Origin of the sequence: Streptosporangium becharense (assembly GCF_014204985.1) — a bacterium.
GTDB lineage: Bacteria > Actinomycetota > Actinomycetes > Streptosporangiales > Streptosporangiaceae > Streptosporangium > Streptosporangium becharense.
Window position 1 is genome coordinate 5,272,512 of the sequence record NZ_JACHMP010000001.1, and the last position, 19,633, is coordinate 5,292,144.

The following is a 19,633-nucleotide window of genomic DNA, read 5'->3' on the forward strand; positions in this document are numbered from 1 at the left end:
GGCATGTCCCTTGCGTTGGGGAAAAGCCTATTTCTTCGCCGGTCACGTGCGGCGAGAAATGCAAAAATGGCGAGAGTCGTCGTTGACTCTGCTCCGATCACCGCGCAGATTTCCCCCATCCCCGTTTCCACGGGATGGTCGGAGGTCTTATGAAAATCGCGGGACTTTCCATTCTCGCCACCGGATCCCTCCTGTTGTCCATGGTGGTGGGCTCACCCGCCGTGGCGACGCCGAGCCCACCGGCCGGCGAAGAGGGAATACACGTATACACCGGAGAAATAACACCCGAACAACTCGGCATATTGCTGAAATCCGGCGTCGACCGGGAAGAACTGCGGATCACCAGGTCCGCCGACGGTAAGAAAGTCGCCGTCCAGGCGATTCTCGGCGCCGTCCAGGCGGAACAGCTCCGCGGCGACGGTCTCGACCTGCGGGCACAACAGCCCGCGGCCGACCGGAGGGCCGCCAAGGGCGACGGCGTCTTCAAGCCGTACGGCGGCGCCGGGGGCATCCGCGAGCAGATCGTCGCCGCCGCGAACGCCAGGCCCGGCATCGCGAAGGTCGTCGACTTCGGCACCACGCTCAAGGGACAGCCCCTCACCGCGATCAAGGTCACCAAGAACGCGCGGCAGCTCAGGGACGGCACCCGCAAGGCCGTGCTCTACGCCTCCGCCCAGCACGCCCGCGAGTGGATCACCCCGGAGATGACCCGCAGGCTCCTGCTCCACTTCCTCAACGGCTACGGCACCGACCCCGAGCTCACCAGGCTGGTCGACACCACCGAGCTGTGGTTCGTCCCGGTGGCCAACCCCGACGGCTACGACCACACCTTCACCGAGGGCAACCGGCTCTGGCGCAAGAACCTGCGCGACAACGACGGTGACGGGCGGCTCACCACGGCCGACGGCGTCGACCTCAACCGCAACTTCGCCTACAAGTGGGGCTACGACAACGAGGGTTCCTCCGCCAACCCGGCCAGCCAGACCTACCGCGGCGCGCGTCCGCAGTCGGAGCCGGAGACCCGGGCCATGGACGACCTCACCAAGAGGGTCCGCTTCACCTACATGCTCAACTACCACTCGGCCGCCCAGCTGCTGCTGTACGGGATCGGCTGGCAGCAGGCCACCCCCTCGCCCGACGACCTGATCTTCGAGGCGCTGCTCGGGGACGACGCGAAACCCGCCGTCCCCGGGTACGACCCCGACCTCGGCGCCGAGCTCTACACCACCAACGGTGAGACCGACGGCCACATGACCAACAGGCGGCACATCCTGGCGGTCACGCCGGAGATGAGCACCTGTGAGGTCGCGGTGGAGAGCGTCCCGGACGACGAGTGGACGCTCGCCGACTGCGAGGGCGGCCTCGGCTTCACCTTCCCCGACAGCGAGGCGCTGGTCCAGGCGGAGTTCGCCAAGAACATCCCGCTCGCGGTCGCCACCGCCGCGTCGGTGAAGACCCCCGACCGGCCGGTCTCCCCGGTCGGCGGCACCGTCCCCGACTTCGACCCCGACACCTTCTCCGTCTCGTACGGCGACCCGCAGCCGGTCGCCGTGGTCGCCCGGCGCTCCCTGTCGGCCAAGCGGATGCGTTTCCGCGTCAACGGCGGCCCCGTGCGGACCCGCGCGCTCACCGAGTGGAACGGTGGCGAGAGGTACGGCGACGAGAACGACGAGTACTTCGCCGAGTACCGCGCCAGGGTCGAAGGCGCCGAGCCGGGCGACGAGGTCGAGGTGTGGTTCACCGGTCGCAGGGCCGGCACCGGCACCGTGGAGAGCGAGCGCTTCACGTACAAGCTGGAGAAGAAGTCCAAGGCCGGGGTGCTCGTCCTGGCCAACGAGGACTACACCGGCCTCAACCCCGACTACCCGCCGTCGGTGACCGCGCCGAAGTACGCCGCGCAGTACGCGCAGGCGCTGGAGAGCGCCGGCTACGCCTCCGAGACATGGGACGTCGACGCCCAGGGCGTGCCGCACCACCTCGGGGTGCTCAGCCACTTCAAGGCGGTGGCGTGGTACCTCGGTGACGACCGGCTGGCGATGGACACCCAGGACGTGGCAACCCAGACCCCGCTCGGCCCGCTGCCCGACCTGGACGTCAGACGCTCGCAGCAGGACCTGACCATCTCGGTCCGCGACTACCTGAACGAGGGCGGCAAGCTGCTGCACACCGGCGAGACCGCCGGATACTTCGGCCTGCTCGGCGACACGCTGGGCGGCGTCTACTACGGTCTGGACGGTGCCCCGGACGCCGACTGCGTCATCACCACCTCGGCCGGCTTCTACGAGGAGTGCCTGATCCTGGCCGACGACTTCGCCCAGTACTACCTGGGCGTCGACGGCCGCAGCCCGCGCAACGGGCCGACCGGGTTCACCGGCACCGGAGACGTGCTGAAGGGCACCGGCGGCACCTTCGGCGGCCCCGCGGTCGCCGACAACCCGCTGAACGAGGCGGGCAGCCTGCAGGTGACGAGCGACACCCTGCCGCCGGACAGGTTCCCGCAGTTCAGGAGCGAGGCGTCGGCCGAGTACATCGGGGCGACCGGGCCATTCGACCCCGTCGAGGGCGAATGGCACATGGCCGGCGAGCACACCGACGACGCCTACATGCGGCTGACGCGGACGATCGACCTGACGTCGGTCACCGCGGGGCAGCAGCCCAAGCTCGGGTTCCAGCTCTCCTTCGACACCGAGCAGGGGTACGACCACGTCATCGTCGAGGCGCACACGACCGGGCAGGACGACTGGACAACGCTGCCCGACCTGAACGGCCGGACCTCCACCGCGGTCCCGGCCGACTGCGCGGCCGGCTACCTGCTGCGGGGGCACCCGTGGCTGCTGCGCTACCTGACGCCGGGCACCCCGTGCACGGCGACCGGGACCAGCGGCTCGTGGAACGCCTTCACCGGCGACTCGGGCGGCTGGCGGCAGGTGGCCTTCGACCTGTCCGCGTACGCGGGCCGGCAGGTCGAGGTGTCGGTGAGCTACGTGACCGACCCGGCCACCGGCGGTGCCGGTGTGTTCGTGGACGACACCAGGGTCACCACCACCGGCGGCGAACCGGTCGCCGAGGGCTTCGAGTCCGGCCTCGGCGCCTGGTCGGTGCCCGGGCCGCCGCAGGGCAGCCCGGCGGGTTCCGGTGACTTCACCCGGGCACGGGCCGACAAGACGGCGGCCGTCTCGACGAAGGACAGCGTGTTCCTCGGCTTCGGCCTGGAGCAGGTGGCGGACCCGGCGGAGCGGGCCGCGACCATCAAGAAGATCATGAAGCACCTGATCGGCTGACCCGTACCGGGTCCGCCCTCGCGAGGCCGGGTGCCGCCCCCGCGGCGCCCGGCCTTCGCGCGCACCCCCTGGGTGCGGGTCGCCCGCCGGTCCGTCCGCGCGTCTTCGGTGTCCTCCGTGTCCTCCGCGTCTTCGGTGTCTTCGGTGTCTTCGGTGTGAGGTGACGATCCCTGAGGCGGCCGAGGGGCAGGTGCGCCTCTACCCCCTTCCCCGTCCGGCGGACCTGCCCGCTCCACCGGGTCGCGGACGCCCACCGCGAGGTCGAGACCCGGCACGGGCGTGGCAAGGTCGTGCTCACGACCGGGTGAGGGACCGGGCCGCGATGTGCCGAATCGGGCTGGGGTCTGGTCAAACCGCCTTAATTCTTAGTAAGGTTTCTTGTTAATAACGTGCTATCCGTCGGCCGTTGGACATGTTCCGCCTCCCTTTCCCCCTAAGGAGGAGTCCACGTGCACAAGCGACACAGGGCGGCCGCCGTCGGCGCCGCCGCGATCACCGCGGGTTCCGTGCTGGCGCTGCTGCCGTCCGCGCCGGCCGTCGCCCACGGCTCCATGTCGAACCCGCCGAGCCGGGCCTACGTCTGCAAGAGCGAAGGCCCGGAGACCCCGAAGTCCGCCGCGTGCAAGGCGGCCATCGCGGCGGGCGGCACCCAGGCCTTCTACGACTGGCACGAGGTGTCCCGGCTGGAGGCCGGCGGCAACCACCGTGCGATCATCCCGGACGGCCAGCTGTGCGGCGCCGGACGGGAGAAGTACCGGGGGCTCAACCTCACCCGGACCGACTGGCCCGCGACCAGGGTCTCCCCCGGCGCGCTGACGATCACCTACCACGCGACCGCGCCACACGCGAACAGCAACTTCGAGTTCTACATCACCAGGGCGGGCTACGACCCGTCCCAGCCGTTGCGCTGGTCCGACCTGGAGCACATCAGGACCTTCACCAACCAGAACCCGACCACCTTCACCAACTGGACGATCAACCTCCCGCAGCGCAGCGGACGCCACATCCTCTACTCCATCTGGCAGCGTGTGGTGGGCAGCACCGAGGCCTTCTACACCTGCTCCGACGTCGACTTCGGCGGCGGCAACAACCCCGGCCCGTCACCGACCCCGACCGTGACGCCCACGCAGAACCCCACGCAGAGCCCCACCCCGACCGTGACGCCCACGCAGCCGAGCGGGACCTGGGCGGCCAACACCGCCTACCAGGTGGGTGCTCTGGTCACCTACGGCGGCGTGACCTACCGGTGCCGGCAGGCGCACACCTCCCTGCCCGGCTGGGAGCCGCCGGCCGTCGCAGCGCTGTGGGAAGCCGTCTGACCCGATGAGTGCCGACCGGGACGGCCCGCGCGGTCCCGGTCCGACGGCTCGCACCGTTCCGGCCGAGGCGGCCCGCCCCACCCCGGCCGGAACGGCCTGCGTCGTTCCTGTTGAAGGCCCATGCCCTTCCACCCGGAAGAACCCACGTCGTTCCGGGTGGAACGGCCCCGCCCGAGGAGTCACGATGAGACGCATGGTTCCGGCGGCGCTCCTGGGCGTCCTGCTGCTCGCGGGCTGCGGTGCCCACAGCATCCACGAGCTGCGCGGTGGCGCCGGTCACGGAGCGCACGGCGCCGCCGGTCGGGGGACGTCCGCCGGCACCGGCCACGGGGAACACGGTGGCGTGCCGCCCGGTTCGCCCGTGCGGACCGCCGCGGGGGCGGTGTTCAACGCCGCCGATGTGATGTTCCTGCAGATGATGGTGCCCCACAACGGCCAGGGGGTGGAGCTGGTGCGGCTGGCCCGGGAACGGCCGGTCCGCCCCGAGGTCCGGCGACTGGCCGAGGCGATCGGCGCCACCCAGGAGCATGAGGCCGCCTCGATGGCCGGTCTGCTGCGTACCTGGGGCCGGCCCGCCACGGCCGAGGATGACGAGCACGCCGCCCACGGCGGGATGCCGGAGATCAGCGAGGAGGAGATTGCGGCGCTCACCGGGGCGCCGCCGGCCGAATTCGAGAGGAGGTTCCTCAACATGCTGATCGCCCAGCAGGACGACGCCGCCCAGATGGCCAGGGCCGCGCTGGCGGGTGGGCTGAACTCGCAGGTCAGGGAGATGGCCGGGAGGGTCGACGCCTCGCGTACGGCGCAGATCTCGCAGATGATCGGCCTGCTGGGCCGATAACGGTTTGTCCACTGACTCCCCCCTGTGAGATATTTCCTACCTGACATAAGGGAAATAGGGGAGAGTCATGCGTAAGTTCCTCGGGGTCGTCACCGGACTGGTTCTGGCCGGGACCCTCGCCGCGTGCGGCGGCGCGTCGACCGACGCGACACAGGCCGGTTCCGCGACCCCGGCGGCCGACGCACCGATCAAGGTCGGGGTCAACCCCGTGCCCCACGGCGAGGTGCTCAAGTACGTCAAGGACAACCTCGCCGCCAAGGCCGGGCTGAACCTGGAGATCGTCGAGTTCACCGACTACGTCCAGCCCAACACCCAGCTCGACGAGGGAAACCTGGACGCCAACTACTTCCAGCACATCCCGTACCTGGAGGAGTTCTCCAAGGGCAAGGGCATCACGCTGAGCTGGGTCGCCCCGGTTCACATCGAGCCGCTGGGCCTCTACTCCAAGAAGATCAAGAGCATCGGCGAGCTCGCCCAGGGTGCCCAGGTGGCCCTGCCCAACGACGCGAGCAACCTCGGCCGCTCGCTCAAGCTCCTGGCCGACAATGGTGTGATCACCCTCAAAGAGGGCGTCGGCGTCAAGGCGACCGAGCGCGACGTGGCGGGCAACCCCAAGGAGCTGAAGTTCCAGCCGCTGGAGGCGGCCCAGCTGCCCCGCTCCCTGGAGGACGTCGACGCCGCGGTCATCAACGGCAACTACGCCCTGGAATCGGGGCTCCAGCCCGCGACCGACTCCCTCCTCCTGGAGAAGGGCGAGAACAACCCGTACGCCAACGGCCTGGTGACGGTGCCCGCCAAGGTCGGCGACCCGCGCGTCAAGAAGCTCGCCGAGGTCCTTCAGGGCCCCGAGGTCAAGAAGTTCATCGAGGACAAGTACAAGGGTGCGGTGCTGCCCGCCCAGTGAGAGGCCGCCGGGAGGAGGCGCCCGCCGGGTGCTCGTGAGGCGTCACCGCTCGTCGAGGGACGAGAGCACCGCGGCGGCCACCTCCTCGGGGGACGTCGACGACACGTCGAACGTCAGGTCCGCCACCTCCGCGAACAGCGGTCCCCTGCGCGTCCGCTGCTTGGTCAGCATCGCCTCCAGGTCCGGTTCGAAATGCGGCCGGTGCGCGCCGGAGCGCATCCGCTCGGCCAGCACCGCCGGTGGCGCGTCCAGCCACACCACCAGCGCCGGGCCCATCGCGGCCCGGCTCTCCGGATCATCCACCACGCTCGCCGCCGCCGCGACCACCACCGGGGGACGCTCGGCCAGGGACTCCCGCAGGTGCGAGGCCTCACGCGCGTGAAGCACCCCGGCCCCCTCGCTCGCGACGGTCTCCGCCGCCGTCGCACCGCCGTACCGCGCCGCGATGTCGGGGTCGCTGTCGCGGAGCTCGCGGCCGAGCTCCTCCGCCAGCAGCCGCCCCACGGATGACTTTCCTGAGCCCATCAGGCCCGTGACGACGATCGGGCGGTCATACTCCACTGCTGCCTCCGGCGGGTGACGTTTGAGATTCGTATGGGGGATAGGGGTGATGCGTTGGCTCGAAGGAGGAAATCCCATGACCATCGCAGGCGGCATCATTCTCATCATGCTCGGCGCCATTCTCGCGTGGGCCGTCGAGTTCGACATCGCCGGGTTCGACATCAACATCGTCGGTGTCATCCTGATGCTCGGCGGCCTCGTCTGGCTCTCGTTCGCGATCTACCGTCTCAGGATCGCCCGCCGGGCCGTGGAGCCCACCACCGTGGTCGAGGATCCGGTGACCCACCGCCGCGTCTACGAGGAGCGTCACTACAACGACCCGCCGGTGATGTGACCGCGGGACACCCCACGCGAGAACGAACAGGGTCGACACTGTGTCGTAGCAGTGCCGAAGCAGTGCCGGAGCAGTGTCGCAATCACGCCGGAGCCGCGTCCGCCTACGGACGCCGCCCGCGGCTCCCCGGACACAGGCGAATCCGTTAGAGCCCACCCCTGACGGGTAGTCGTGCCCCCTTGGTAGACGCGAATGGAGGACGGGACGTTGAGCAGGGCCGTATCCCGAAGTGCGAGCGCCGTGAGCGGAATGATCGGCGGTGCGATCGCCGGGGCCATCTTCAAGCAGATCTGGAAGGTCGTGTCGGGCAAGGACGACGCGCCGCAGGCGACATCGGAGGAGTACGGGTGGCGCGAGATCCTGCTCGCCTCGGCCATCCAGGGTGCGATCTTCGGTGTGGTCAAGGCGGCGATCGACCGTTCCGCGGCGCGCAGCATCCACAGAGCCACCGGTAAGTGACACCGGGACGCCGGAACTCCCGGACGTCGAAACTTCCGAACTTCCGGACGCCGGAGCTTCTGGACGTCGCAACTTCCGGACGCCGGAGCTCCAGGACTTCCGGGCACCCGCCCCCGGGTTTGCGCACACCGGGACCCCGGCCCCATGAGGGGCCGGGGTCCTTCGCGTGTGGCGCTGTCCCGTGCCGTCCGTTCGTGTGTGGCGCCGTCCCGTGCCGTCCGTTCGTGTGTGGCGCCGTCCCGTGCCGTCCGTTCGTGTGTGAGGCCCTCTCGTACCGTCAGGTCTGTTCACCGGGCTCGCTTCGGGAGAGGCTCATGCGGCGCCTGCCCGCGTCCGGCCGCGGCGTGACCGCCGCGTCCCGGCCCGGGAGGAGAGCACGTCCGCGTAGACGGCGAGGGTCTCGGCGGCGACCCCGTCCCAGCCGTAACGGGATCGTGCCCGCTCCGCGGCGGCGGCGCCGTACGCCGCCGTCAGCAGCGGGTCGGCGAGCAGGTGCCGTAACGCGCACCCGAGCGCCTCCGGGTCGCGCGGCGGGACCAGCAGGCCGGTGACGCCCGGCAGCACCGTGTCCAGGTGCCCGCCCACGGCGGAGGCGACCACCGGGACACCGCAGGCCATGGCCTCCAGCGGCACGATGCCGAACGGCTCGTACCAGGGCACGCTCACCACCGCGCTCGCCGCGCGCATCAGGGCGGGGACGGAGTCGCGGCCCACCCTGCCGAGGAAGCGGACGCGCTCCACCACCCCGTGGTGCCCGGCGATCCGCGACAGCCGGTTCACCTCCGGGTCGCCCGGCTCGCCGCCGGCGACGACCAGAGTCGCGTCCGGGACGTGGCGCAGTGCCCGGATCACGGTCTCCACCCCTTTGCGCGGCACCGGGCGGCCGATGGACAGCAGCACCGGCCCCGGGCCCAGCTCCTCCCGCGGGCCCACCGGGGTGAAGGCGCGTACGTCCACCCCGCACGGGACGATCGCTGTACGGTTGCGGGAGACGCGCATCCGGTCCAGCTCGGCCACCTCGTCGGTGCAGGTGGCGACGACCACGTCCACGTGCCGGGCGAGGAACGTCTCGATCTCGACGCGCTCGCGCGGGCTGGTGTCGGCCGTTCCCTGGTGACGGCGCTTGACCGTGCCGAGGGCGTGGAAGGTGTGCGCGACGGGCACCGCGGTGTCCCGGGCGGCGGCCAGGGCGGCCAGCCCGCTCATCCAGAAGTGGCTGTGGGCGATGTCGGGCGGCGTGGCCGTCCAGCGGGTGGCCAGCCAGCGGCTGAAGTCGGGCATCCAGGGGAGCAGGTCGTCCTTGGCCAGTACCATGGCGGGCCCGGCGGGGACGTGCACCACGGTCACGCCGGGTGCGAAGACGACCTCGTCCTGCTGGAAGGGGGATTCCCGGCGGGTGTAGACGGCCACCTCGTGGCCCTGCGCGGCGAGTGCGAGGGACAGCGCGGCGACATGGACGTTCTGACCCCCGGCGTCGGTTCCCCCGACGGTGGCCAGGGGACTGGCGTGCTCGGACACCATTGCGATCTTCATAGGCACGGCTCCGCCGACTCTGTGGAAGAGAGCGTGCCTGCGTCCTAGGCATCCGATCGGGTTTCATTCCCCCGGCCACTTTTTCAAACACGTTCCGCGCCGGGTCAACCGCGTTTCACCTCGGACATCACGGGAAGGCGATCTGTTTTGGATGGAAGGAGTTCGACGATGGAGGCTCCGCAGTACATCGCGGCGCGCGTCCAGCGCGCGCTCGCCGAGGATGACAGAACCACGGAACTCGGCATCCGGGTGGATGTCCGGGGCGACCAGCTCTACCTGCGCGGCCAGGTCAACTGCGCCGAACGCTGCCGCCTGATCACCGAGGTGGCCCGCGAGGCGGCTCCGGGGCTGGTGATCCACAACGAGATCGACGTCGTGGACGTCCGCGAACCGGTGGGGGAGGAGAAACTGTGAGAGAGCTGCGGATCGCGGCGGTCGGAGACGTACACCTGGACGAGAGCCTCAGGGGGAGTTATCGCGAACGGCTCCGCGACATCCAGGACCGGGCCGACGTCCTGCTGCTCGCCGGAGACCTGACCCGGCACGGCACCCTGGAGGAGGCGAAGGTGGTGGCGGACGAGTTCCGCGACCTGCCGGTGCCCGTGGTCGCCGTCCTGGGCAACCACGACCACCACTCCGACAGACCCGCTGAGATCGCCGCCCTGCTGCGCGACGCCGGCATCCAGGTCCTGCACGACGACGCGACCGTGCTGGACATCGACGGCGTGCGGCTCGGCGTGGTCGGCGGCAAGGGTTTCGGCGGCGGGTACGCCGGAAAGTGCGCCAGTGACTTCGGCGAGCGGGAGATCAAGGCGTTCATCGGCCACACCAAGCGCATCGCGGACCGCTGGCGGGTGGCGCTGAAGGAACTGCAGGCTGACCGGCGGGTGGTGCTGTCCCACTACTCCCCGGTCAAGGACACGCTGCACGGGGAACCGCTGGAGATCTACCCCTTCCTCGGCAGCTACCTGCTGGCCGAGGCGGCCGACGCCGAAGGCGCCGACCTGATCGTCCACGGGCACGCGCACGCCGGAACGGAGAAGGGCATGACCCCGGGCGGCATCCGGGTGCGCAACGTGGCGCTGCCGGTGCTGGGCCGGGCGTACGGGGTGTACTGCCTCTGAGGACGCCGTGGTGGCCACGGGCGAAATCGACGACGACACCCCCGCAGGGTGCTGCACTGCCTCCGAGGGCGCCGTGGTGACGCCGCGGCGCCTCGGCCCCGGAATCCGAGGGAGCCCCGCCCCGGAACCCGGGAACCCCGCTCCGGAACCCGGGGAGCCCGGCCTCGGAATCCAGGGAAAGAGGAGAACGCCACCCGGAATCGGGGAGAGCCGGGAGCCAAGGAGAAGCGGGCCGCTCGATGCAAGAAGAAGCGGGCCGGGAAACCCGGCCCGCGAAGCTTCTTTTTTGTGATTTTTCGGGGCGACTTTTGTTTCCGGCGGTGGCTGTTCGCCTTCGCCGGAGGTTTTCCGGGCACTTGGCCGGTTTCGGTCTCGGGTCGCGGGCACGAGGCCCGGACCGGATGGTCTGCGGAACGGCCGATGGTGACATGCCGGATACGGGCTTCAGGTCCGCGCCGGATCCGACAGGGCGGCGTTCGCGCCGGACGACGGTAGGCGGGTGGTGAACCCGCGTCAGACATTGAAGATGCTCACACCCCCCGGGCCGACGAGGAATCCGAGAACGATGAGGACGATCCCCCAGAGGAGGTCGCGACGGGCCAGGATGACGTAGATCCCGGCGATGACGAGAACCACTGCGATGATCCAGAGCAAAGTAGCCATAACCCGGGACTGCCCTCACTTTCCGCTACTTAACATCCTTTTGGTGCTTGATCCGGTACAGATCAATAATCGGCTGGATAAACCAGAGCCAGGCGCTGGTCAGTGCCACGATTCCGCCGAACAACGCGGCCGGCCAGGCATTGATGACGGTCTCCGCCACGAGTGCGACCGAGCTGGTCATCGAGATGGCGAGCCCGATGGCTCCCACGACGCCGATCTCGTTGGCGCGGTGCAGCATCTTCTCCTTCAGCCCGGTCCGGAACAGCAGGCGGTGCTGGGTGGCCGGGGTGATGAAACAGACGGAGGCCAGGGCGGCGCTGAGCAGCGCGATGAAGAACAGCCAACGCCCCAGGGAGTCCACCTTGGTGAAACCCGGCGCGAACGGCACGGTGAGCAGGAAGGCGAACAGCACCTGCACCCCGGTGACCGCCACGCGTAACCCCTGCAGCAGTTCACCGAGTTCCCGGTCCACACGTTCCTTGTGGCTCTCGCCGGGCTGTCCCTCTTCCATTTGGGTGGGTTCAGGGTGAATCATGAGCTCCGTTTACCCCGGCCGGGGTTTGCTATGCCTACCTGGGGATCTGCGGGGTAGGCGTCTGCTCATGGGAAGCCACAGCCATGAGGTCACCGACGCCATCTTGGAAACGCTCAAGAAGGCAAGCACCGGGTTGAAGGACGCGGACGTCAGGTTCGCGCTCGCCGGGGGATGCGCCGCGTACGCGCGGGGAGCCGCTCCCTCCCTGCACGACGTGGACTTCGTCCTTCCGCAGGAGGATGTGCCGCTCGCGCTTGAAGCACTGGACAAGCTGGGGTTCAAGACGGCCAAGCCTCCGGAGGACTGGCTGGTCAAGGCGTACGACGAGGGCAGGCTGGTCGATCTGATCTTCCGGATATGCGATCGCCCGGTCACCCCGGAGCTGCTCAAGCGTGCCGAACCGCTGAAGGCCTCGGCGGTCATCCTGCCCGTGTTGGAAGCCACCGACCTGGTCATCTCCTGGCTGATGCCGCTCTCGGAGCACAGCTGCGACTACAGCGGGCTGCTGCCCCAGGTCAGAGCGCTGCGCGAGCAGGTCGACTGGAACCGGGTCGCCGCGGTCGTCCAGGACTCCCCGTACGCCGCGACATTCCTCGTCCTGCTGGAACGCCTGGATGTCGTCCCCGGCCCGCTCGACTCCTCGGGCGATCCCTCCTGGCCCTGAACCGGTCCGGAGGAACCGGCCCCGAACCGGAAAGCAGGGGAGGGTCCCGCCGAGTGGCGGGACCCTCCCTGTCCGATCAGATCGGACCCTGCCGGTACGTGCCCGGATCAGTACGTGCCCGGCCCCCCGCCGAAGGGGAAGCGGCCGTAGTACTCGCCGACCCGGTCACGGTAGGCGGGCTCCTTGAAGGTCGCCTCGTCGAACTCCGGAGCGTCCTTGATCTCCTGCTTGGTCCGCGCGAGGTAGACCTTCTTGTCCTGCGGGTCGATCTGGGTCACCGTGCTCGCCGGGAGGAGGACCTTCTTGCCGAAGATCCACGGCCCGGTGTCGACGACGATGTAGCTCTCACCGACCTCGTACGTGGCCTCGTCGATGCTACCGATCTTCCCGTCGGTGGCCTCGACGTGGTATCCGGCCAGATCGAGCGTCTTGCCGTCGCCGTACACGTCGGCACGGTAGTTCCAGAGCTCAGGCTGCATGGTTGACATCTCCCTTTGGCTTGATTCTCTGGTCGACGAGTGCACTACCCAGGAGAACATCGTTAAACGGACCACTCTGCCGACGTTCCGGTCATCACACCTCAACCAGTCGATGTGCGGACCATGTCATCGAGTCCGGTAGTCTTGTCGAGGTCAAGCGCCGCTAGCTCAGTTGGTTAGAGCAGCTGACTCTTAATCAGCGGGTCCGGGGTTCGAGTCCCTGGCGGCGCACCACAGGAAACCCCAGGTCGGCAGGTCCGGCCTGGGGTTTCCGCATTCTCCCGGAGTGCCCGGCCCCGGGACGCTCCCGGCCGCGTGACGCTCCCGGCCCCGGGATGCTCCCGGCCGCGCGGCGGGCTCCGGCCCGCACGGGGGCTGCCGGTCACATGACACCCCGACCGGTCGGGTCCAAAGACCACTCGTCAGAGGGCCGAACGGCCCTGCCGGGGGCGGGCTCGTGACGTGATCATTGTGTTCGGGCGCCCACCGGGGGAGGCTGAAAGGCCGAACGCACCGTCCCACGGCAGTCACCTTCCACGGCGACGGCTCGCTCGGTCTTCCCGGCGGGCGCCCCACCTACCTCCCCAACGGGGCGCCCGTGGTCTCACGGGCGTCCCACACCCTCGCAGGTCATCGTTCTCCCGGCCGGGCTTCCCGTTCTCCCGGCCGGGTTTCCTGCCCTCCGGGCCGGAGTTCCCGTTCGGCGCGGTTCCTTCGGTTCTCCCGGGTGAAGGTCCGGTCCTTCGGGACGGTCTCCGGCGGGCCCCGGCTCTACCGGAGAAACGAAATCCGGCGCAGAGTGGACTCCAACGTTGTGCGGGTCGAGGGGGACGGCATGGGCAACGGAGAGGTAGGGGACCGGGCCGCGGCGGTGGGATACCGGGTCCGTTTTCGCGACGACCGCCTCGTGCTGGACGCCTGGTCGCCCAACAGGGCCGAGTGTGTGGCGCAGGCCGTGCGCGGGCTGGTCGAGGGGGTCGTACGGTCCGGCGTCACGGCACCCTGCGAGCAGACCGTCGAGTGGATCAGACCGGAGTCGGATCCGGACCTCCTGGCGGGTGCGCTACGCCGGGTGATCACACGGCTGGAGACGTGCGGGCAGGTGCCCGCGGACATCGAGATCGTGGAGGATGCCGACGGAGGCGTCACCCTGGTCATGGTGATGGTGCAGGTCGCGGAGGTGAACGTGCTGCCCGTGGCGGCTCCCGTAGCCGACGACGTCGTCTTCGAGCATGTGGGAGGCGGGTGGAGATGTCATGTGATCGTGGACGTCCGGGCCGGCGAACACGCTTGGCGGCGGATACCCGGCGGGGAGTGACGGCGGGATGCCCGGCGGGGAGCGGTCCGGCGGGGATGCCCGGCGGGGAGCGGTCCGGCGGGGATGCCCGGCGAACGTGCTCGGCGGCGGATACCTGACGGGAGCGGTCGTGCTCGGCGGCGGATACCTGACGGGAGCGGTCAGCGGGAATGCCCGGCGAACACGCTTGGCGGCGGACAGGGAAGGGGCCCGGCCGGGCCCTCGTCGGCCGGCCGGGCCCGATGGCCCCGTATGGGTGGGATCAGCTGACGTTGGCGCAGATCACGAAGACGCTGATGCCGACGTCGTTGTGACCGGGCTGGCGGCCGAGCCCGATCCAGCCGAGGCCGTCGTCCGTCGGGAAGGACCCGACCAGGATGGCCTCGTTCCCCTGGGCCTCGGCGCCGCCGCCGATGGCCCTCTTGCCCGAGGGGCACCGCACCGTGCGGCGCTGGAAGTTGGGGACATTGGCGTTGGGCAGCTTGATGAGCTGGTACCCCGTGAAGTCGGCGGCGGGAGCTGCGGCCTCCGGAACCGGCGCGGGCACCGAGACCGTCGCCGAGGCGGCGACGGTCATCGTCGCGAACCCGGCGAGCCCGACGGCCGCGGCGATCGCCGTGAAGGTCATGGGCTTCCTGTGACGCATGTTGCCTCCTGGGGCTGAGGGTGCCGATCTGGTCACTGAAAGTAAAAGTAACATCACGCTCGGTGTCCAGTCCTGGTTTTGCCGCCGCGAGGTGGATTGCGTCCGGCTCTTCGGCCGGGCATGCGTGCGGGGTCGCGGGGTGAACGCGGCCGGGGCCGGGGCTGTGTGCGACCCGCCGGGCCTGGGGGAGTGCGACCCACCGGGTCGAGGTGATGTGCGATCCGCGGGGCTGGGGCCCGAGGTCGGCGTGCGGAGTGTGTGCGATCCGCGGGACCGGGACCGGGACCGGGGCCGGGGTCGGCGTGCGGAGTGCGAGCTGCCGGAGAGCGCTCTCACATTTCTGCGGGCGGGCTTGTCGTCGGGCCTGCGTGCGCTCGCCCGGGAAAGCTGTGCCGTGTGGCGCACGAAGGACTTCGGGCTAAGTGAAAACCCCTGATTTCCCCACGTCCGTAATCGTCTTCCCTCACTCCCTCCCCCTCCTCGCCGCCGACGGGAAATATTGACGACCACCAAGCCGCCGGTTACCTTCTGGCTCAGAGAGCGCTCTCTCGGATCGGTCCGCCTCGGATCCCTACCCTTCCGTTCGGAGGCACCCCCCATGGACCCCTCGATCCGGACCGCAGGCCCGGACAACCCGTACCCTCGTGAAACACCGAGCCCCTCCCGCCGCGGAGCGCGGCCCCCCGGCCTCCTGCGCCGGCGAGGTCTCACCGTCGCGGTGATCGTCGCGGTGGCGGCCGGGCTGCTCGGCCTCGGCGTCGTCCGGTCCGCCGACGCCGCCGTGGTCGGCGCGGGCGGTTACGCCGACACGCTCCCCGCGGGGCGCTCGCTGCCCACCGGCTGCGGGTCCGTCACCACCAACCCGCGCCAGTGGGTCACCGCCAACGCCCCGGCAGGGGCCGTCCCCACCAACGACTGGTGGTCGTCGATCCTGTTCAAGCGCACCGACTGCGCGTACGGGGAACCGCTGCACGCCCACCCCGTCTCGTACGACACCTTCGGCGACGGTCTCGGCTTCTCGTACACCACCACCCCCGCGATCAGCGGCTCCGCGACCGGGGTCGGGGAGTTCCACTACCCGTACGTCCAGGACATCCGCGTCGGCGTCACGGGCCTGAACTCGCCGGACGTCAAGGTGGACGGCTGGAGCGACTGGACCGTCACGCCCTACTGGAGCGGCAACGGGCGGACGATGAAGGCCACCATCGGCCACGGGCTGCCGTTCGCGTACTTCCAGGTCACCGGGGGCGACGCGCAGATCACCACGTCGGGGAGCCCCGCGGTGTGGTCCAACGGCGGCGCGACGATCGGTTTCACCGCGGGCGGTCACGACTACGTCGCCTACGCCCCGACCGGCGCGACCTGGACGGTCAGCGGGACGACGATCCGCTCGTCCCTGGCCGGGCGGGGCTTCTTCTCGGTGGCGGTGCTGCCCTCCGGGGGCGATCGGGCCGCTCTGGCGAACACCTACGGCCAGTACGCGCACGCGCACGTCACCGGCACCCGGGTCTCGTACTCCTACACCCCGTCGAACGCCACGCTCACCACGACGTACGCCTTCACCACCACGGCCAGGCAGGGCGGCGCGACCGGCACGGTCATCGCGCTCTACCCCCACCAGTGGAACCACCTGACCGGCTCGACCCCGCTCGCGCAGACGTACGTCTCGGCGCGCGGCCCGATGAAGATCATCACCGGTACCCAGTTCAGGACGTCGATGAAGTACACCGGTGTACTGCCGGAGGTCCCCGCGGTCGGTGACGGCTCCGGCGCCGACCTCGCCACGATCACCGGCCACCTCAACGCCGAACTGGCCGACCCCCTGGACATCCGCGGTGACGACACCTACTGGACAGGCAAGGGCCTGGGCCGGGCCGCCCGCATCGCGGAGATCGCCGACCAGCTCAACCTGACGTCGGTGCGCGACGCGGCGCTCAACGCCATCCGCGGCCGGCTCAACGACTGGTTCACCGCCTCGCCGGGTGAGACCAGCCGGCTCTTCCACCTCGACCAGGCGTGGGGCACCCTGATCGGCTACCCGGCCTCCTACGGCTCCGACCAGGAGCTCAACGACCACCACTTCCACTACGGCTACTACATCGCCGCCGCCGCGACACTCGCCAAGTTCGACCCGGCCTGGGCCAAGCCCGCCCAGTACGGCGGCATGGTCGACCTGCTGATCCGCGACGCCAACAACTACGACCGCTCCGACACCCGCTTCCCCTACCTGCGCGACTTCGACATCTACGCCGGGCACGACTGGGCCTCCGGGCACGGGGCGTTCGGCGCGGGCAACAACCAGGAGTCCTCGTCGGAGGGCATGAACTTCGCCAACGCCCTCATCCAGTGGGGCCAGGCCACCGGCGACACCGCCGTCCGCGACGCGGGCGTCTTCATCTACACGACCCAGGCGGCGGCGATCCGCGAGTACTGGTTCGACGTGCGCGACCAGAACTTCCCCGCGGCCTTCGGCCACCGCACGGTCGGCATGGTCTGGGGCGACGGCGGCGCCTACGCCACCTGGTTCAGCGCCGAACCGGAGATGATCCAGGGGATCAACATGCTGCCGGTCACCGGCGGGCACTTCTACCTGGGCGAGAACCCGGGCTACGTGCTCACCAACTACAACGAACTGGTGCGCAACAACGGCGGCCCGCCCACGGTGTGGCAGGACATCATCTGGGAGTTCCTGGCGCTCGGCGACGGGGACGCCGCGCTGGCCAACCTCCGTGCGGGGGGCGGCTTCACCCCCGAGGAGGGGGAGAGCCGGGCCCACACCTTCCACTGGATCCGCAACCTGGCCGCGCTCGGCACGGTCGACACCTCCGTCACAGCCGACCATCCGCTGGCCAAGGTCTTCGTCAAGAACGGCGCCCGCACCTACGCGGCGTCCAACACCACCCGCGGGCCGCTCACGGTGACCTTCTCCAACGGCACCGTCCTCAACGTGCCGGCCGGCAAGACGGTCACCTCCGGCGCCCACACCTGGAGCGGTGGCAACGCCTCCGGCGGTCCGGGGCCGTCGCCCACCCCCACGGTCTCCCCGACGATCTCTCCGACGCCGACCTCGGGACCGTTCGCGGCGACGCGCTACCTGCGGTCCGACGGGACGCTGCCGGGCACGGCGGGCACACCGGGCGGTGTCACGGTGGCCGCCGCCAACGGCAACCACGACGGCACCCCGGTGAACGCCCAGGTGTTCACCACCGCCGGCCTCACCGCCCCCTACCGCGGCGGCTCCACCGCCTTCGACCTCTTCGTGGACGCGGGCACCACGGTCGCCAACGGCACCCAGGCGCGGATCTCGTACGACCTGACCGGTGACGGGAGCTGGGACAGGGTGGAGACCTACCGTTACTTCGCCACCGATCCGGTGGCGGGCTGGGAGCACTACACCCAGGCCGCCGGCCTGTACTCCTCCTCGGGGACACTCGGCGACCTGTCCGGCGGCCGGGTACGCGTCGAGGTGTGGAACGCCATCGGCGGCGGCACCACCACCCTCGGCGTCGGCGACAGGTCCCTGGTGAGGCTCCCGTTCGGCTGATCCCGGAACCGGGGCCGCCCTCGGTTCCGGGGCCGGTTCCGGGGGCCGGGACCGGCTCCGGGCCGCCCCGGCTTCGGACCCGGACCCGGGGCGGTCTCCGGAACCGTGCCGGACCTGCTCCGGGCCGTGCCGGGGCGTCACCGGCCTACGGGGCGTCGACCGCCTCTCCGGCGGTGTCACGGGCCTCGCGGACGCCGCCGTTCACCGGGTGGCCCCCGGCATCCCTGGCCTCCCTGGCGTCCCCGGCGGACGGCCGTGGCAGGCCGATCGGGTTGGCGGGCGGGAAGGCGTCCGACTCCATGATCGTCTGGGTCATCGGACGCAGCAGCCGGGCGAGCGCCGCGGTGCGCTCCTCACCCAGGGCCCGCCACGGCTCCGCCGCCGCCTCGTCGGTCAGCCGCTCGATCCGGTCACGCCATCGGGCACCCTCCGCCGTCAGGCGGCCCGAACCGTCGGTCCAGCCCCGCTCCCGCAGGGTGACGGCCGCGGCGTCCCACTCCTCGTCGTCCCAGCGCCGCGCCAGCCGCAGATGGGCCAGGCCGGTCTCGCCCGCCGCCACCTTGAGCAGGTGCGCCTCGACGGGGGCGACCCCGTGGACGACGAGGGCGGCCACATGGCCGTCGCCGCGGTGCTCGCGCAGCGTGGTCGCGGCCTGCCAGAGCCGTAGGTGCGGCTCCCCGGGGTCGGGCAGTGCCCGGTTCGCCGCGGCCAGCACCCGGCCCGCGATGTCGGTGTGTCCCGCGGCCTCCCAGGCGAGGTCGGCGGCGGCGCGCATGGCGTCCGACTCGACCGCCGCATCCGTGAGCAGGCGTCGCAGCGCAGCACCCGCCCCGTCGAGCCGGGCCCGCAGAACGTCGCCGGGCGTCGCGAACGTCCAGGCGTCGGGAAGTGCCCGCGCGACGTGAGCCCGGGGGAAACCGTGGAAGGCCGCCATGACGACGTCGGGGCCGACCGGCCCCAGCGGGGCCGCCCGCATCGCGAAATACCCCATCCAGAAGCCGCGCATGCCCACCGCGTCGGCCGCGGCCTTCCCCTCCGGGGCGAAGTGGATGACCGCGTGCAGCGGCTCCAGCAACTGCCACATGGTGCGGGGGATGTTCGAGGAGTCGGACTCCGGCACGGTCTTACACCCCTTCTTGTGGATCTCGACGGATCAGCCCGTCCATGTTCACACCGTACGTGGCGAAACACGCCGATGATCTCGTGGCGTGAGGCGACCGGAAGCGCTCGGCGGACCGGGCCGGGCCCTGGAACGCGACTGGGCGGAACCCTGACACAGTCAGGAACACCGAGTCAATATCGAATGTGATGTTGGGTCTTCTCAGCGGGTGGCGGAGGGGTTATCAAAGGCTCAGAACGGATCGAGACTCCGGACCCCCGCCCGTGCGCCCGTCTTCCCTCTTCCGTCGCCGGCGCCGCGGTCGCGTCCGGCCGCCCCGCCGCCCCGAG

The 19,633-nt window shown here is 70.4% G+C and carries 19 protein-coding genes and 1 tRNA gene; 13 read left to right on the top strand and 7 right to left on the bottom strand.

Annotated features, from left to right (window positions below; genetic code table 11):
- Positions 1 to 302 precede the first annotated feature (302 nt).
- From F4562_RS23150 to F4562_RS23170, 5 genes are all read left to right on the top strand, one after another.
- Entirely contained in the window at positions 303 to 3,281 is a 2,979-nt protein-coding gene (locus tag F4562_RS23150) for a M14 family metallopeptidase (protein WP_221206789.1), read from the top strand.
- A 170-nt stretch (positions 3,282 to 3,451) separates the two neighbouring features.
- The gene (locus F4562_RS23155) at positions 3,452 to 3,589 is read left to right on the top strand and encodes a zinc-binding dehydrogenase (protein ID WP_246474290.1); all 138 of its coding nucleotides are present in this window, start codon (positions 3,452 to 3,454) and stop codon (positions 3,587 to 3,589) included.
- 141 nt (positions 3,590 to 3,730) lie between these two features.
- A complete protein-coding gene (locus F4562_RS23160) occupies positions 3,731 to 4,600 on the top strand; it encodes a lytic polysaccharide monooxygenase (RefSeq protein WP_221206788.1) in 870 nt (289 codons plus the stop codon).
- Positions 4,601 to 4,784: 184 nt separating this feature from the next.
- Entirely contained in the window at positions 4,785 to 5,441 is a 657-nt protein-coding gene (locus F4562_RS23165) for a DUF305 domain-containing protein (RefSeq protein WP_184541177.1), read from the top strand.
- A gap of 67 nt (positions 5,442 to 5,508) precedes the next feature.
- Positions 5,509 to 6,345 carry a MetQ/NlpA family ABC transporter substrate-binding protein gene (locus tag F4562_RS23170; protein WP_184541176.1) on the top strand — a complete coding sequence of 279 codons (837 nt, stop codon included), beginning with the start codon at positions 5,509 to 5,511 and terminating at the stop codon, positions 6,343 to 6,345.
- 42 nt (positions 6,346 to 6,387) lie between these two features.
- On the opposite strand, the gene F4562_RS23175 is transcribed toward F4562_RS23170, so the two are convergent.
- Positions 6,388 to 6,906 (bottom strand): shikimate kinase, encoded by a 519-nt coding sequence (locus tag F4562_RS23175; protein WP_311733966.1) that lies wholly within the window; start codon positions 6,904 to 6,906, stop codon positions 6,388 to 6,390.
- Between the two features lie 76 nt (positions 6,907 to 6,982).
- Here F4562_RS23175 and F4562_RS23180 point away from each other — a divergent pair, with 76 nt between their 5' ends.
- Entirely contained in the window at positions 6,983 to 7,240 is a 258-nt protein-coding gene (locus tag F4562_RS23180; RefSeq protein ID WP_184541175.1) for a DUF6458 family protein, read from the top strand.
- Positions 7,241 to 7,480: 240 nt separating this feature from the next.
- Entirely contained in the window at positions 7,481 to 7,699 is a 219-nt protein-coding gene (locus F4562_RS23185) for a DUF4235 domain-containing protein (RefSeq protein ID WP_311733965.1), read from the top strand.
- Between the two features lie 312 nt (positions 7,700 to 8,011).
- On the opposite strand, the gene F4562_RS23190 is transcribed toward F4562_RS23185, so the two are convergent.
- Positions 8,012 to 9,232, bottom strand: a complete 1,221-nt coding sequence (locus tag F4562_RS23190) for a glycosyltransferase (protein ID WP_184541173.1) — start codon at positions 9,230 to 9,232, stop codon at positions 8,012 to 8,014.
- 168 nt (positions 9,233 to 9,400) lie between these two features.
- Here F4562_RS23190 and F4562_RS23195 point away from each other — a divergent pair, with 168 nt between their 5' ends.
- Together F4562_RS23195 and F4562_RS23200 are read left to right on the top strand one after the other, a co-directional pair.
- Positions 9,401 to 9,646: a BON domain-containing protein gene (locus tag F4562_RS23195; RefSeq protein WP_184541172.1), complete on the top strand. Its 246-nt coding sequence runs from the start codon at positions 9,401 to 9,403 to the stop codon at positions 9,644 to 9,646.
- Positions 9,643 to 10,356 (top strand): metallophosphoesterase family protein, encoded by a 714-nt coding sequence (locus tag F4562_RS23200; RefSeq protein WP_311733964.1) that lies wholly within the window; start codon positions 9,643 to 9,645, stop codon positions 10,354 to 10,356. The genes F4562_RS23195 and F4562_RS23200 overlap by 4 nt, the downstream gene beginning before the upstream one ends.
- Positions 10,357 to 10,869: 513 nt before the next feature.
- Here the strand turns inward: F4562_RS23200 and F4562_RS23205 are convergent.
- Positions 10,870 to 11,019, bottom strand: coding sequence for a GPGG-motif small membrane protein (locus F4562_RS23205; RefSeq protein ID WP_175593845.1), 150 nt, complete (start codon positions 11,017 to 11,019; stop codon positions 10,870 to 10,872).
- Between the two features lie 25 nt (positions 11,020 to 11,044).
- Positions 11,045 to 11,554: a DUF6328 family protein gene (locus F4562_RS23210; protein WP_184541171.1), complete on the bottom strand. Its 510-nt coding sequence runs from the start codon at positions 11,552 to 11,554 to the stop codon at positions 11,045 to 11,047.
- Positions 11,555 to 11,621: 67 nt separating this feature from the next.
- Between F4562_RS23210 and F4562_RS23215 the strand changes: the two genes are divergently transcribed.
- Complete coding sequence (locus tag F4562_RS23215; RefSeq protein ID WP_184541170.1) at positions 11,622 to 12,218, top strand: nucleotidyltransferase family protein; 597 nt, start codon at positions 11,622 to 11,624, stop codon at positions 12,216 to 12,218.
- Positions 12,219 to 12,325: 107 nt separating this feature from the next.
- Here the strand turns inward: F4562_RS23215 and F4562_RS23220 are convergent, their stop codons facing one another.
- Positions 12,326 to 12,697, bottom strand: a complete 372-nt coding sequence (locus tag F4562_RS23220) for a PRC-barrel domain containing protein (RefSeq protein ID WP_246473522.1) — start codon at positions 12,695 to 12,697, stop codon at positions 12,326 to 12,328.
- Between the two features lie 157 nt (positions 12,698 to 12,854).
- Here F4562_RS23220 and F4562_RS23225 point away from each other — a divergent pair.
- Both F4562_RS23225 and F4562_RS23230 read left to right on the top strand, forming a co-directional pair.
- Positions 12,855 to 12,931: transfer RNA gene (locus F4562_RS23225), tRNA-Lys, on the top strand.
- A gap of 565 nt (positions 12,932 to 13,496) precedes the next feature.
- Positions 13,497 to 14,015 (top strand): archease, encoded by a 519-nt coding sequence (locus F4562_RS23230; protein ID WP_184541168.1) that lies wholly within the window; start codon positions 13,497 to 13,499, stop codon positions 14,013 to 14,015.
- A 241-nt stretch (positions 14,016 to 14,256) separates the two neighbouring features.
- On the opposite strand, the gene F4562_RS23235 is transcribed toward F4562_RS23230, so the two are convergent.
- Entirely contained in the window at positions 14,257 to 14,640 is a 384-nt protein-coding gene (locus tag F4562_RS23235) for a hypothetical protein (RefSeq protein WP_184541167.1), read from the bottom strand.
- A 718-nt stretch (positions 14,641 to 15,358) separates the two neighbouring features.
- On the opposite strand from F4562_RS23235, the gene F4562_RS23240 reads away from it, so the two are divergent.
- Positions 15,359 to 18,184 (top strand): glycosyl hydrolase, encoded by a 2,826-nt coding sequence (locus tag F4562_RS23240; RefSeq protein WP_311733963.1) that lies wholly within the window; start codon positions 15,359 to 15,361, stop codon positions 18,182 to 18,184.
- A 145-nt stretch (positions 18,185 to 18,329) separates the two neighbouring features.
- Here the strand turns inward: F4562_RS23240 and F4562_RS23245 are convergent, their stop codons facing one another.
- Positions 18,330 to 19,304, bottom strand: coding sequence for an SCO6745 family protein (locus tag F4562_RS23245; RefSeq protein WP_184541165.1), 975 nt, complete (start codon positions 19,302 to 19,304; stop codon positions 18,330 to 18,332).
- Positions 19,305 to 19,633: the final 329 nt, after the last annotated feature.

What these genes read in the sequence shown, in the direction of transcription:
- F4562_RS23195 (WP_184541172.1), top strand. Translation starts at nt 9,401, where the DNA reads ATGGAGGCTCCGCAGTACATCGCGGCGCGCGTCCAGCGCGCGCTCGCC.
- F4562_RS23215 (WP_184541170.1), top strand. Translation starts at nt 11,622, where the DNA reads ATGGGAAGCCACAGCCATGAGGTCACCGACGCCATCTTGGAAACGCTC.
- F4562_RS23190 (WP_184541173.1), bottom strand. Translation starts at nt 9,232, where the DNA reads ATGAAGATCGCAATGGTGTCCGAGCACGCCAGTCCCCTGGCCACCGTC.
- F4562_RS23170 (WP_184541176.1), top strand. Translation starts at nt 5,509, where the DNA reads ATGCGTAAGTTCCTCGGGGTCGTCACCGGACTGGTTCTGGCCGGGACC.
- F4562_RS23180 (WP_184541175.1), top strand. Translation starts at nt 6,983, where the DNA reads ATGACCATCGCAGGCGGCATCATTCTCATCATGCTCGGCGCCATTCTC.
- F4562_RS23235 (WP_184541167.1), bottom strand. Translation starts at nt 14,640, where the DNA reads ATGCGTCACAGGAAGCCCATGACCTTCACGGCGATCGCCGCGGCCGTC.
- F4562_RS23165 (WP_184541177.1), top strand. Translation starts at nt 4,785, where the DNA reads ATGAGACGCATGGTTCCGGCGGCGCTCCTGGGCGTCCTGCTGCTCGCG.
- F4562_RS23210 (WP_184541171.1), bottom strand. Translation starts at nt 11,554, where the DNA reads ATGATTCACCCTGAACCCACCCAAATGGAAGAGGGACAGCCCGGCGAG.
- F4562_RS23205 (WP_175593845.1), bottom strand. Translation starts at nt 11,019, where the DNA reads ATGGCTACTTTGCTCTGGATCATCGCAGTGGTTCTCGTCATCGCCGGG.
- F4562_RS23220 (WP_246473522.1), bottom strand. Translation starts at nt 12,697, where the DNA reads ATGCAGCCTGAGCTCTGGAACTACCGTGCCGACGTGTACGGCGACGGC.